This is a genomic window from Bradyrhizobium sp. USDA 3397 (assembly GCF_054060965.1).
In genome coordinates this window covers 41197-55191 of the sequence record NZ_JBSSDS010000001.1, presented here as the reverse complement: position 1 = coordinate 55191, position 13995 = coordinate 41197, and the positions used below count along the sequence as shown (strand labels likewise).

Annotated in this window: 9 protein-coding genes and 1 pseudogene; 4 read left to right on the top strand and 6 right to left on the bottom strand. The window is 65.7% G+C overall.

Annotated features, from left to right (window positions below; translation table 11 throughout):
• Positions 1 to 141: 141 nt before the first annotated feature.
• From ACVWYQ_RS00275 to ACVWYQ_RS00255, 5 genes and pseudogenes are all read right to left on the bottom strand, one after another.
• A pseudogene (locus ACVWYQ_RS00275) lies at positions 142 to 1297 on the bottom strand (ABC transporter substrate-binding protein).
• A 76-nt stretch (positions 1298 to 1373) separates the two neighbouring features.
• Positions 1374 to 2570: a xanthine dehydrogenase family Fe-S subunit gene (locus ACVWYQ_RS00270; protein WP_404541974.1), complete on the bottom strand. Its 1197-nt coding sequence runs from the start codon at positions 2568 to 2570 to the stop codon at positions 1374 to 1376.
• The gene (locus ACVWYQ_RS00265) at positions 2567 to 3400 is read right to left on the bottom strand and encodes an FAD binding domain-containing protein (protein WP_404541976.1); all 834 of its coding nucleotides are present in this window, start codon (positions 3398 to 3400) and stop codon (positions 2567 to 2569) included. Before ACVWYQ_RS00265 ends, ACVWYQ_RS00270 begins: the two co-directional genes overlap by 4 nt.
• Positions 3397 to 5688 (bottom strand): xanthine dehydrogenase family protein molybdopterin-binding subunit, encoded by a 2292-nt coding sequence (locus ACVWYQ_RS00260; protein WP_404546255.1) that lies wholly within the window; start codon positions 5686 to 5688, stop codon positions 3397 to 3399. The genes ACVWYQ_RS00265 and ACVWYQ_RS00260 overlap by 4 nt, the downstream gene beginning before the upstream one ends.
• A gap of 111 nt (positions 5689 to 5799) precedes the next feature.
• Positions 5800 to 7077, bottom strand: coding sequence for an amidohydrolase/deacetylase family metallohydrolase (locus tag ACVWYQ_RS00255; RefSeq protein WP_404541979.1), 1278 nt, complete (start codon positions 7075 to 7077; stop codon positions 5800 to 5802).
• A gap of 214 nt (positions 7078 to 7291) precedes the next feature.
• On the opposite strand from ACVWYQ_RS00255, the gene ACVWYQ_RS00250 reads away from it, so the two are divergent.
• Positions 7292 to 7786: a MarR family winged helix-turn-helix transcriptional regulator gene (locus ACVWYQ_RS00250; RefSeq protein WP_246732540.1), complete on the top strand. Its 495-nt coding sequence runs from the start codon at positions 7292 to 7294 to the stop codon at positions 7784 to 7786.
• A 263-nt stretch (positions 7787 to 8049) separates the two neighbouring features.
• On the top strand, positions 8050 to 9468 hold the full coding sequence (locus ACVWYQ_RS00245) for a cytosine permease (RefSeq protein WP_404541982.1): 1419 nt from the start codon (positions 8050 to 8052) through the stop codon (positions 9466 to 9468).
• Between the two features lie 26 nt (positions 9469 to 9494).
• Here the strand turns inward: ACVWYQ_RS00245 and treZ are convergent, their stop codons facing one another.
• Positions 9495 to 11306 (bottom strand): malto-oligosyltrehalose trehalohydrolase, encoded by a 1812-nt coding sequence (gene treZ, locus ACVWYQ_RS00240; protein WP_404541985.1) that lies wholly within the window; start codon positions 11304 to 11306, stop codon positions 9495 to 9497.
• Positions 11307 to 11495: 189 nt separating this feature from the next.
• Here treZ and ACVWYQ_RS00235 point away from each other — a divergent pair, with 189 nt between their 5' ends.
• Together ACVWYQ_RS00235 and glgX are read left to right on the top strand one after the other, a co-directional pair.
• Positions 11496 to 11729 carry a DUF3606 domain-containing protein gene (locus tag ACVWYQ_RS00235; protein WP_057029914.1) on the top strand — a complete coding sequence of 78 codons (234 nt, stop codon included), beginning with the start codon at positions 11496 to 11498 and terminating at the stop codon, positions 11727 to 11729.
• A gap of 20 nt (positions 11730 to 11749) precedes the next feature.
• Complete coding sequence (glgX, locus tag ACVWYQ_RS00230) at positions 11750 to 13987, top strand: glycogen debranching protein GlgX (protein WP_404541987.1); 2238 nt, start codon at positions 11750 to 11752, stop codon at positions 13985 to 13987.
• Positions 13988 to 13995 lie beyond the last annotated feature (8 nt).

The following is a 13995-nucleotide window of genomic DNA, read 5'->3' as shown; positions in this document are numbered from 1 at the left end:
AGGTCGGCGCGAAGCGCCGGGTGAGGGTTCTATCCTCTTGGGGAATCCCACCGCGGAGACACCCTCTCCCCAACCCTCTCCCGCAAGCGGGAGAGGGAGCGCACCTCCTCGTTGCTGCATCGAATCTGATCTCATCGCGCGTTAGAGCGTCTTCATCTCGATCTTGCCGTCGGCGATCTCGATGAGATAGACGTTCGGCTGGCTCTGACCGCTTTCCTTGCCCTCGGGCCCGGACTTGCGGAACACGATGTCACCGTTCAGCCCCTTGATGTTGATATTCCAGAGCGCCGCCTTGATCGCGGCCGGCTCGGCCTTGCCGGCCTTCTCGATCGCGGCGGCGACGGTGCGGATGCCGTCATAGCCGCGGAAACTCTCGGTGCAGCCCGCGAAGTCGAAGCCGCGCTTCTTCCATTCCGCGATGAAATAGTTGGTGGCTTCCGGGTTCGGCGTCTTGTCCGGGAACCAGGGCAGGAAGGTCGTCAGATGCATGGTGCCGTTGGCGGCCGCTCCCGCCTGGGCGATGATCTGGTCCGGGTTCTGCGAGCCGCCGGTGGTGATGATGCGCTTCTTCAGACCAAGGGCGGCGGCCTGCTTGAAAATCAGCGTGAGCTGGTCGACGGCGGTGGTGACGATGACGGTCTCGGAGTCCGAGCTCTTGATCTTGGACAGCTGCGCGCTCATGTCCTGCGCGCCCTGATCCATGGTCTCGACCAGGCCGATGCCGATGCCCTTCTCCTTCATCATCTTGCTGAAGTCCTCGGCGGTGCCGCGGCCCCAGTCATTGTTGATGACGAGGAAGTCGACCTTCTTGAGCGCGAGCTTGTCGACGATGCCCTTGAACGCCGCGGCCTCGATCGCCGAGGGGCGGCGAGATGCGGAAGATGAAGGGATTGCCCGTCGTCGTGATCTTGCCAGAGGACGAGGTCTCCACCACCATCGGCGTCTCGTATTCCATCAGCTTCGGCATCACCGCGAGCGTCAGGCTCGAGCCCCAGGCGCCCATCAGGACCGGCACCTTGTCGCTGGTGATGAGCTTCTCGGCGACGGCGGCGGCCTCCGTCGGGTTGCTCTTGTTGTCCTCGATGACGAGCTCGATCTTCTTGCCGAGGATGCCGCCCTTGGCATTTATCTCGTCGGCGGCGATCTTGGCCCCGTTGACGACGTAAGTGCCTGAGGCCGCGAACGCGCCGGTGAGCGGCTCGTTGACGCCGATCTTGATGGTCTGCGCCCCCGCGGCGCCGCCGAACAAGGCCGTCGCCAACGCGATTGCCGGAACCAGTCCGAGTGTTCGTGTCATGTTTGTCTCTCCAAATCCCACGCTGTTGATGTCAGGGCAGTCCAGACTTCGTCACTCCGCGGCGCCGGCGCGCCGATCATTCCGCGCCACCTCTTCCGAAGGCGCGGCGAAACATTTGCGCGAGCCGGGCTCGCAAGACGTCCGATGCAATCGACCAGAAGCTGAGCTCCGCCGGAGCTGCCTGCCCCGACGAGGCGCCGGACATGTGGCGGTCGAGATTGGCGGCGAACTCCGCAACGAGACGTTTTGCAAGGTCTCGCACCAGGCCGGGACGACCGACCTGAGCCAGCATTCCCGTGAGCGTGTAGCCGATCGACAGTTCGACCGCGGTCGCCGCGCCGCCTTCCAGCGGCAGCAGGCGGTAACGGATCTCGCCCTGCGTCGCGGAATGGCTGCGCTGGTCGGTGCCGATGCCGACGATGCGCCCCGAGAGTGTCGCGGGATCCCGCTCGACGCGCGCGGCACCCTCGAAGCTTACTCCGATCGGTCCGAGCCTGACGCGGATCGATCCTTCGACGCGCTCCGGCTTTGGCGTCGACGACAGCGATACGCCAGGGAGGCAGGCGGCGATGCTTGCAATGTCCTCGAATATCGCGAACACCTTTGCCGGCGGATACGGCAACGTGAAGCGCTGATCGAGTATTGTTGCCGGCGTGAAGTCGGGGATGCTGCTTAGGGTGGCACTTTCCAGTGCCGGAGCTGGCGCGTGCCGCGCAGGCCGCAGCTCGTTCCGGGCGGTTGCCGCTCGCCCCGAGCCGGCAGGACCAAGGATGGTGCGGCCGCCGCCTGCCTGTGGCGCGACGTTGCGCGCGCGCCTTGCCTCGATCACGGACTGCACCGCGCGCACAATGCCGACATAGCCGGTGCAGCGGCAGAGATTGCCGCTGAGGCCAATGCGAATCTGGCGCTCGTCGGCGTCGGGCAGACGCAGCACCAGGTCGCGCGCCGAGACCAGCATGCCGGGCGTGCAATAGCCGCATTGCAGGGCATGCTCGCGGGTGAAGGCAGCGCGCAGCTCGGTCGTGATCTCGTCCTCGTCGAGGCCTTCGATCGTGGTGACATCGGCGCCCTCGCAGGCCGCCGCATAGGTGATGCAGGAGCGCGCCGGCACGCCGTCGAGCAGCACGGTGCAGGCGCCGCAGACCCCGTGCTCGCAGCCGAGATGCGTGCCGGTGAGATCGAGCCTGTCGCGGACGAAATCGGCAAGGCTGGTGCGCGGCTCGGCGGGCAGCTCCACCGCGCGGCGATTGACCTGAAGCGCGATTGTGGTCATGCCGCGGCCTCCAGAACGGCGCGCTTCAGCACGCTGACATGGATGTGGCGCTGCGCGGCATCGTCGATGCCGGCTTTTGCGAGGAGCGCGTCGGCGACACGAACATCGAAACGCTGCTTGTAGTCCGCGGCGATCCGCCCGCCGAACAGCTCGGCATTCGTGACGACGATCGGCGCCGTGTCGATTGCACCGATGACGATACGCGCCGAGGCGGCGGCGGGATCGACCAGCACCGCACCGATCGCGTGCGCAAATTCGCCGGTCTTGCGGCAGCTCTTGGCATAACCCCAATGCGCCGTCGCCGATCGCGCCGGCACGTGGACCGCCTCGACGATCTCGCCGGCATGCAACGCAGATTCCAGCGCACCGACCACAAACGCTTCGACCGCCATCGATCGCGCACCGGCAAGACTGCGCAATGTCACGCGCGCGCCCAGGGCCGCCAGCGCCGAAATCCAGTCCGCGGCAGGATCGGCATGGCTGAGCGAGCCGCCGATGGTGCCGCGATTGCGGACCGCGCGGTACGCAATATTGGCGGCGACGGCCCGCATGGCTCCGCGGGTCACGTCGGCGGTGCGGCCGTCCTCGATATCGGCATGGGTGACGAGGGCGCCGAGCACAAGCTCGTCGCCGGAGACTTCTGCGCGCTTGAGCTCGGCAAGGCCCGAGATGTCGATAATCAGCTCCGGCTGCACCAGCCGCAGATTGAGCATGGGGCCGAGCGACTGGCCTCCGGCGATGATCTTCGCCGATCCGCCGCTTGCGGCCAGCATCGACAGAGCCGCATCGAGATCGCGCGGGCGCTCGTAAGCAAAGGGCGCCGGTTTCATGCCGCGCTCCTCTCAGCCGCACGCGCAGCCAGCACCGCCGCGACGACGCGATGCGGCGTGATCGGCGACTGCATCAGCTCGACGCCGAGCGGGCGCAGCGCGTCGTTGACGGCATTGGCGATCGCGGCGGGCGGCGCGATGGCGCCGCCCTCGCCGATGCCTTTCACCCCGAATTGCGTATAGGGCGACGGCGTCTCCATGTGGTCGAGGCGCGCGGCCGGGACCTCGGTCGGGCCGGGCAGCAGGTAATCCGCGAGCGTCGTTGCCAGCGGCTGGCCGGATGCGTCGAACGGCATTTCCTCGTAGAGCGCGGTGCCGATGCCTTGCGCGAGGCCGCCATAGATCTGGCCGTCGACGACGAGCGGATTGACCAGCACGCCGCCGTCCTCGACGATCACATAGTCGAGGATCTCCACCTCGCCGAGATCAGGATCGACCGCGACCACGGCTGCATGCGCGGCATAGCTGAAGGTGCCGCTGTCGCGCACGGGCTTGTAGCCTTGCGTGACCTCGAGCCCGCCCGGATCGACGTCTGGCGGCAAATCCTGCGGGCGGCGGTACCAAGTGTGGGCGATCGCCTTCAGGCTGACGCTGCCGTTGACGCCGCGCACCTCGCCGTTCTGCAACACCACGGAGGCCGGATCGTGCTGCAACAGTTTCGCACCGATGCGGCGCGCACGTTCGCCGAGCTCGCGGCAGGCGGTCGCGACCGCACCACCCGCCATCACCATCGAGCGCGAGCCCCAGGTGCCGGTCGAATACGGCGTCATCGCGGTGTCGCCGAGGAGGATCCGGATGTTCGCGACATCCACACCGAGGATTTCGTGTGCGACCTGGGCGAGCGTCGTCTCCATGCCCTGCCCGTGCGAGTGCACGCCGACGCGCAGTTCGAGGCCGCCGTCCGGCGTCAGGCGCGCCGTGGCCTGCTCATGGCCCGGCACCATCGGGATACCCCAGCCGGAATAGACCGAGGTGCCGTGCGCGGCCTGCTCGCAATAGATGGAGACGCCAACGCCGATGCGGCGGCCGCCGGCGTCACCCTGCTTTTGCCTGGCGCGGATGGCGCCGATGTCGATGGCCGCAAGCGCGCGGCGCATCGCTTCCGGATAATCGCCGCTGTCGAAATGCTTCTTGGTGATGTTGTCGAACGGCATCTGTTCGGGGCGCACCAGATTGCGCAGCCGGACCTCGCCGGGCTCGAGGCCGGCTTCCGCCGCCACGAGGTCGAGCATCAATTCCAGCGCAAAGCAGACGCCGGTGCGCGCGACGCCGCGATAGGGCAGGATCGGGCATTTGTTGGTGGCGACCGAGAAGGTGCGGCAGCGATAGGCCGGCATCTTGTAGGGGCCGGGCAGGATGCTGGCGACCTGCGCGGCCTCCAGGCAGGCCGAGAACGGATAGGACGAGTAGGCGCCGGAATCGACCGTCGCTTCGCAGTCGATGCCGCGCAGCGTGCCGTCACGGTCAGCATAGACAGTGATTTTGTAATGATGTTCGCGGCAATTGGAGCTGGCGACGAGATGCTCGCGGCGGTCTTCGAGCCAGCGCACGGGATGGCCGCAGCGCATCGTCAGCCAGGACAGGCAGACCTCTTCGGGCAACAGGATACCCTTGTGACCGAAACCGCCGCCGACGTCGGGCGAGATCACGCGGATCTGCCCCTCCTCCATGCCGAGGCATTCGGCGAGGCCGCTGCGCGTGATGTGCGGCATCTGCGCCGCCGAATGCAGTGTGAGCTGGTCGAGCCTCTTGTCGAAGGTCGCGACCACGCCGCGGCCTTCCAGCGGCGACATGCATTGCCGCGCCGTCGAGATCTCGCGCGTCACCTTGATCGGCGCGTCGAGCGCTGCGGAGATGTCGATCTCGTAATTGGTCTCCAGGAAGACGTTGTCGCCCCAATGTTCGTGCACCAGCGCCGAGCCGGGCTCGCGCGCCTTCAGCATGTCATGGATTGCGGGCAGCTCCTCCAGATCGAGCGTCACGGCCGCCGCGATGTCCTCGGCCTCGGCGCGGGTCGGCGCGAGGCACATCGCCACGAGCTCACCGACCTGACGCACCTTGCCGGTCGCCAGCACCGGCTGCTCAGAGATCTTGAAGCCCGGCAGCCCCGACACCGCCCTTATCGGCTTGATGCCGACGAGATCGGCTGCCGTGAACACGCTGCCGCGATGGCGTTCGGGCACATGGATGCCGCGGATGCGCGCATGCGCCAGCGGGCTGCGCACGAAGGCGACGTCCTGAAGACCGGCGAGCCTGACGTCGCCGACATATTGGCCGCGGCCGCGCATCAGGCGGTCGTCTTCCTTGCGCGGCAGCCGCGCGCCAACGCCCTGCCCCGTCCTGCCCGATCGAAATTCTCGCTCGTTGCGCAACTTCGCGTTCTCCTCCACCGCCCGGCCTTATGCCGCGACGGCTTGCGGCAGGATCGGCGCGACCGCGTCGAAGCGGGTGCCGGCGCGCAGGCAGAACGCCGGCTGCAGCAGGCGCTCGGCAATCACCTCGTTGTTCTCGTTGTCCTTGAGGACGAAGCGGCCGTTTCTCTCCGTGAGCACGGAGACGTCGGCGTCCATGCCGATCTTGAGCGCACCGATCTCCTCGCTGCGGCCAAGCATTCTTGCGGGATTGGAGGTGACCATCGGCACCACCTGCTCCAGCGACAGGCCGAGCGCCATCATCGAGCTCATCGCCTGGACCAGGCTGAACTTGGCTTGTCCCGCGAAGGGATGGTTCTCATCGTCCTCGTGCTGGTCGGGCGTTCCCGCCGGCGCGGGCACATGGGTGTTGTAGCCGTGGATGTCGGCGCCGAGCGTGGTCGGAATGATGCCGGCGGCGATCGCCTTTTTCGCGAGCCGATAGGAGAAATGGCTGCCGTGGCCGACGTCGACCTTGAGGCCGCGGTCGAGCGCGGCCTGGATCACCGGATGCATCTCGCCCTCGCGATTGACGAATCCGCCGGGATGGCGCGTGAAGGGATGCGCGAGGATGTCGCCCTCGCGCAACAGCGGAATGACGCGGGTGAGGATGGTGTCGGCATCCTCGCCGTTGGCGCCGCTCTCGGGCAGGCCCCAGAGCTGGCCGAAATGCACATAGACCGGCAGGTCGGCGCGCTTGCCGATCTCGGCCGCCATTTCGATGACGCGAATGCCCCAGCGCGCGAAGCCGCCGATCTCGGCATGAGCCTTGATGCCGCGCACGAGATCCAGATTGGCGGTTGCCGCCTTGACGGTCGCATCGATGTCGACGCCGTCGGGGCTGTAGAGCTGCGGATAGAAATGGCCCTCGAGACCGCCGACGAGATAGGCGGAGATAAACGCATAGACGCGCGAGGCCGAGGCTTCCGCGATGAAATGGCGGAAGCCCGGCAGCGTCATGCAGGACGGACCGCCCTGGTCGACCAGCGTCGTCACGCCGGACTGCACGCCCACCATGTCGGGGTTCATGCCGAAACGGCCGGAGACATATTGATAGACGTGCGCGTGGGTGTCGATCAGCCCGGGCAGCACCAGCTTGCCGCTGACATCGACGACCTCCTTCGCGCTGGTCGGCAGAATGTCGGATGCGACCGCCGCGATCTTGCCATTGCGGATGGCGACGTCCTTGAGGCCATCGACGCCGGAGGCCGGACAGATCACGCGGCCACCCCGGAGCAGAAGATCGAAGCTGGCAGTGACGGACATGGCGCTCTCCTCAGGCTCTTGCGCAGGCGGTTGCCCCGCTCTCGAATTACGAAGCATGCTTCGCATTTGGACGTTACGAAGCATGCTTCGCATTTGGACGTTACGAAGCATGCTTCGCATTTGGACAAAAGCAAGCTTCGTGCCATGATCCTGATGTAGCGAGCGCGTTCGAATCGAGCTAAGCGCGAACGGTCTGGGGTTGGGAGAGCGTGCATTGCGGCAAGCCAGGAAAAGTCGCAGCGGGGGCAAGCACCGCCCCTGGCCATTGTCGGAACGGCCCGGCTATTTGATCCGCCGGCTGCACCAGATTCACGTCGCGCTGTTTCAGGAAGCCTGCGGCGAATTCGAGGTCACGCCGCTGCAATACAGCCTGCTCTCGGCGCTGGCGGTGCGCGAAACCGCCGATCAGACCACTTTGGCGGCCGATATCGCGCTCGATCGCACCACGACAACAGGCGCCTTGAAGCGCCTCGCTGCGCGCAACCTGGTCGAGCGCGCGGTGAACAAGGACGATCGGCGCGCGCGATTGTGCCGCCTGACGCCGGCCGGCGCCGCGCTGCTGGTTAAAATCGAGGGCGCAGCACGGCGGGCGCATCGCGCAACGCTCGGCGATTTGAGCCAGCGGGAACAGGCGCTCTTCATCGAGATGATGCAGCGCATCGTGGCCGGCCATCCCAGTCGCGACAGCGCCGCTGCCCTATTCGACTAGAGGCGAGTGCTGCGCTTTTGAGTTGGGCTGCTTAATTTATCATCGTACCGCTGCCCGGCCGTGCATCGATCGCCACTATCCGGCGGGTCCGGCGTGCCGCGGCAGGCCGACGCGTCAGCATGCCCCGCGCTCGAAAACGCAATTGCATCCGAGGCGAGCCTCGCTGCGTCCGGCATCGAAACGCACCCTGCCCGGCCGCTCCGCGACCCATGGCACGATTTATGCTGCGATGATGCGAAGCGTGCTTCGTATTGGGGGATGTCATGACGGATTCCGAACTTCGCGCTGATATTCACAGCATCGAGCCAATTCCCGACGCGGACCGGGACTCCTCCGGGCCGCAGCAGATGTGGATCTGGGCCGGCGCCAACATCGCGCCGGTGAATTGGGCGCTCGGCGCGCTCGGCATCATCCTCAAGCTCGGCCTGATGGAGACGATCGCAGTCATCGTGCTCGGCAACATCGTGGGCTGCGCGATCTTCGCGACCTTCACGGTGATGGGGCACAAGACCGGCGTCAACCAGATGGTGCTGAGCCGGTCCGCCTTCGGCGTCCGCGGCGCCTACCTGCCGAGCATCCTGATGTTCCTGATGACGCTGGGCTGGATCGGCGTGAACACCTATTTCCCGGTCAAGGTCTCGATGGGCATCCTCGGCCAGTTCGGCGTGCCCGACACCTGGCTGGTCGAGATGATCGTCATCACGCTGGTGATGGCGGTGCAGGTGATGATCGGCGTCTACGGCTTCTACGCGATCCGCACCTTCGAGAAGTACACGGTGCCGCCGACCATCGCCATCATGGTGCTGATGAGCGTGCTGGCCTGGACGCGGCCCGGCGTCGTCAACTGGAACCTGACCACCTCGCTGCCGCCCGGCGCGCATCTGGCGATGCTGACGATGCTAATGACCGCAATCGGCGTCGGCTGGGGCATTTCCTGGGTCACCTGGGCCTCCGACTATTCGCGCTTCGTGCCGCGCTCCACGCCGTCGAAAGCCGTGTTCTGGTACAGCTATGTCGGCATGTTCGTGCCGACGGTCTGGCTCGGCATTCTCGGCGCGACCATTGCCTCGACGACGCTGGACACGGACCCCGCCAAGATGGTCAGCGCGGTGTTCGGCGGTCCTGTCAGCATCCTTGTCCTCCTGATGGTGCTGCACGGCCCGATCGCCACCAACATCCTCAACGTCTATTCGGCGGCGCTGGCGGCCCTGAGCGCGGGGCTGAAGCTCTCGCGCTTCTGGCTCACCGTGATCGTCGGTGTTGCCGGCTATCTGGTTACCCTCTACTTCATCTTCGCGCCGTCCTTCGCGAAGGCGTTCGACCATTGGATGATCAGCCTGCTGTTATGGATGAGCCCGTGGGCCGGCGTGGTGCTCGCCGACTTCTTCATCAAGCGCAAGGGCAAGATCGAGGTGGCCGAGCTCTATCGCTCGCCGGAGAGCAGCGCCTATGGCGACATCAACTGGGCCGGCATGATCGCGTTCTTCGCCGGCCTCGTTGCCGGATGGCTGGTGCAGGACGGCCTCGTCAGCGCGCTGCAGGGGCCGATCTCGATCCATCTGCTCGGCGGCGCCGATCTGAGCTGGTTGTTCGGAATCGGCGTGGCGGGCCTCGTCTACCTCGGGCTCGGCAAGTTCGCGACCTCGCCCACACCGGCCGTCGCGAGCCGTGCCGGCAGTTAGGCTGAGAGCGCTGACCTCGTCTTGCGTCAGCGCTTGCGGCCAAGCCTCACGATGATGTCGCCGGGCCCAAGTGCTCCGGCGACATGGCGGCGCAATCGCCACAGGCTCTCGCCGTCGACCAGCGACGGCATCGGCAGTTCGTGGTCGGCGAAATTGGCGACGATCTGCAGAACGTCGCCCTGCTCCGTCTGCCAGCGCACATCCACGCCGCCCATCTGAGGATCCGCGCCGAGCAATTGTCGCTGCGCCGAGACGAACCCGCGTTTGATGAGCGGCACGATCTTCTCATGCCGCATCTTCAATAGCTGCGTCGTCAATGCCCGGAACCTGGTGCCGGAAGGCGATTGCTCGATGCTGGTCCAGTCCAGCTTGGAGGCGCGGAAGGTTCTTTCGTCGCACGGGTCCGGGATCCCGGCGCGCGTTTCGGGCGTCGCGAACGCCTTGAAGTGCGAAAACTCCTTGCGGCGGCCTTCCCGTGTCAGTTCGGCGGCTTCGCCGGTCCAGTCGGCGAAGAACAGGAAGGGCGTTTCGGCTGCCGCTTCCTCGCCCATGAACAGCATCGGAATATGCGGGCTGAGCAGAACCAGTGCGAGGGCCAGCTCCAGCTTGTCCGGACCGACCAGCCGGGACAGACGTTCCCCCAAGGCGCGGTTGCCGACCTGGTCGTGATTCTGGGCAAAGAAGATGGTCGCTTCGGGCGGCAGATGAGCACTCGGCTCGCCGCGCGGCGCCTCGTGCAGGGGAAACACCTCGCCCTGATAGGCAAAGCCCTCGGTCAGGGATCGCGCCAAATGCTCGAGCGGCTTGTCCGCAAACGCCCGGTAATAACCTTCGTCCTCGCCCGTGAGCAGGACATGGAGCGCGTTGTGGAAGTCGTCGCCCCATTGCGCATCGTAGTACGTCGCTCGTCCCTGCGAACGCGCGAGCAGGTGCGCCTGATTGGCCTCGTTCTCCAGCATCAGATGGATGCGCCGGCCCGCCAGCTGGCTGCGCAGGGTCTCGGCGAGCTCGACCAGGAAATGACGTTTCGAGTCGTCCTTCAGCGCATGAACGGCATCGAAGCGCAGGCCGTCGAACCCATAATCGCGCAGCCACATCAGGGCATTCTCGATCAGAAACCCGCGCACGAACGCGCCGTCGGCTCCTTCGAGGTTGACAGCGGGCCCCCAGCCGGTGGTGTGGCGCGGGTTGAAGAAGTTCTCCGCACAGAGATGCAGATAGTTCAGCTGCGGCCCGAAATGGTTATAGACGACGTCGAGATAGATCATGATGTCCAGGGCATGCGCGGCGCGCAGCAGCCGCTTGAGATCCTCCGGCCGGCCATAGCGGGCATTCGGCGCGTTCAGGAGCACGCCGTCATAGCCCCAATTGTGCCGCCCGGGGACGTCGTTGAGCGGCATCAGCTCGATGGCGGTGATGCCGAGATCGCGAAGATAAGGCAGCTTCTTCTCGACGCCGGCATAGGTCCCCTCTTCGCTGAACGTGCCGACATGCAGCTCGTAGATCACCGCTTCCGCCCAGGGACGGCCCGGATAGAGCACCGGGTCCCTCAACGCGGCCGTATCGACCACCTCGCTCGGCGCGCCGACGTCGTCCGGCTGGAAGCATGAGGCGGGATCGGGCACGACGAGGTCTTGGTTGATCCTGAACTGATAGCGCGTGCCGGCGCGCGCAGTTTGGCTCAACAGCTGATACCAGCCGTCCGCATCGCGCGGCATCTTCCGTGGCGGCTGGCCGATTTCGAGCAGCTCGACCGATCGCGCCGTCGGCGCCCACAGGTTGAACGAAACCCCATGATCGACGATCTGAGGACCATGGCGCCGACTTTGCTCGGCCATTCCCAGTCTTTGACTCAAGCCCATCCCCTTTCGCGGCATGCCCACCTCGGCATGCAATTGCGCGCGTCGGAGCGACAAAGCGGAGCCGTGTGCGTTCGTTCCTCCACGGCGCCTACGCCGGACATTTGCAGCGCAACGGGAACGGAATCAGCAGCGCGACGGTTACCACCCCAGACAGGAGCCGTGGCCATGCGCCGCCCGAAGCCGCAACTGATCCGCAACAAGCTCGACCTGACCGACCGCGCCCAGGTGCGCCTCGTCAAGAAACGGCTCGGACTTTCGGACGCTGAGCTGATCGCGATCGTCGGGCGGATCGGCAACTCCATTCCGGCCATCAGCAAGGAGGCGGCTCTGCAAAAAGCCAACGCGCCGTCTAAGCCGGCCGACGTGGAGCCCATTACCGCGACTGCGCCGACATCCTGACGGGCAACTCGGGGGCAGAGATGGACCAGCCAGCACATTCAGACGACGCCCTGACGCGGACGGCCTCACGCCTGCGCCGCACCCGGATCACCGAAGGCAGACCTTTCCCGCTCGGCGCCACCTGGGATGGGCTCGGCGTCAATTTCGCTCTGTTCTCCGCCCACGCCACCAAGGTCGAGCTCTGCCTGTTCGACGATACCGGCGAAGCCGAGCTCGAGCGTATCGAGCTGCCCGAATATACCGACGAGGTCTGGCACGGCTATCTGCCCTCCGCTCGCCCCGGCACCGTCTACGGCTATCGCGTCCATGGTCCTTACCAACCCGACGCCGGCCACCGCTTCAATCCCAACAAGCTCGTGCTCGATCCCTATGCCAGGCAGCTGGTCGGCCAGCTCCGCTGGGGGCCGGAGCTGTTCGGCTACCGGCTGGATCACGCCGACAAGGATCTGTCCTATGATGAACGCGACAGCGCGCCCTTGATGCAGAAATGCCGCGTCATCGATCCCGCCTTTACCTGGGGCGTGGCGCGCAAGCCGGAAGTGCCGTGGGAGCGCACGATCGTCTACGAGATGCACGTCAAGGGCTTCACCCAGCTGCATCCGCTGGTGCCGGAAGCCGACCGCGGCACGTTCTCGGGCCTCGCACATTCGGAAATCCCGGCTTACTTGCGCTCGCTCGGCATCACCAGCGCCGAGCTATTGCCGATCCATGCCTTCGTCGACGACAGCTATCTGGTCGAGAAAGGCCTGCGCAATTACTGGGGCTACAACTCCATTGCTTTCTTCGCGCCGGAGCCGCGTTATCTGAAGGCGACGTCGGCCAACGAATTCAAGGCCATGGTCAACCAGTTTCACGCCCATGGCATCGAGGTCATTCTCGACGTCGTCTACAATCACACCGCCGAAGGCAACGAGCTCGGCCCGACCCTGTCGTTCAAGGGCATCGACAATGCCAGCTATTACCGCCTGCTGCCGGACGAGAAGCGCTACTACATCAACGACACCGGTACCGGAAACACCGTCAATCTCTCGCATCAGCGTGTGCTGCAACTCGTCGCCGATTCCTTGCGCTACTGGGCGACCGAGATGCGGGTCGACGGCTTCCGTTTCGATCTCGCCACCATCCTGGCGCGCGAACCCTATGGCTTCGATGAAGGCGGCGGCTTCCTCGACGCCTGCCGCCAGGACCCCGTGCTCTCCAGCGTCAAGTTGATCGCAGAACCCTGGGACATCGGGCCCGGTGGCTACCAGGTCGGTCAGTTTCCGCCGGGCTGGGCCGAGTGGAACGACAAGTTCAGGGACACCGTGCGCGCCTTCTGGAAGGGCGATCCAGGCACGCTGGCCGACTTCGCCAAGCGCGTCTCGGGCTCCGGCGACCTCTTCAACAAGCGCGGACGCCGGCCCTGGGCCAGCGTCAATTTCGTCACCGCGCATGACGGCTTCAACCTCAACGATCTCGTCTCCTACAACGACAAGCACAACGAGGCGAATGGCGAGGACAATCGCGACGGTCACAGCAACAACCATTCCTGGAATTGCGGCGCCGAAGGGCCGACCAACGACCCCGAGATCACCGCCTTGCGTGAGCGCCAGAAGCGGAATCTGCTGGCGACGATGCTGCTGTCCCACGGCACGCCGATGCTGCTCGCAGGCGACGAGTTCGGGCACACCCAGAACGGCAACAACAACGCTTACGCCCAGGACAACGAGACCACCTGGCTCAATTGGATGGGCATCACCGCGAACGGCCGCAGCCTGCGCGAGTTCGTGCGCAAGCTGATCGCCACCCGCAAGGCGTTTCCGATCCTATATCGCAGCCGCTTCCTGGTCGGCTCGCACAACGAGGAGCTCGACGTCAAGGATGTCACCTGGCTGTCGCCGTCCGGCGAGGAGATGACGACGGAGCAATGGCAGGACGGCAACGCCAAATGCTTCGGCATGCTGCTCGACGGCCGCGCGCAGGAGACCGGGATCAAGCGGCGCGGCTCGGACGCGACCATGCTGCTGGTCTACAACGCGCACCACGACGTCGTGAACTTCACCCTGCCGGAGGTCACCGAAGGACACAGCTGGCTGGGTTTGATCGATACCAATCGGCCCGACGCACCGATGGCCGAGTTCGAGTTCGGGCATGCTTACGCGGTGACCGCGCGCTCGCTCGTGGTGTTCGGCCTTGCCAACGACAGCATCGCGACGCGGCGCCTCCGCCAAGGCCTCGGCGCGCTGCTGGACATCGCCGATACGCCTCTGCCCGAGTAGCCGCGTTG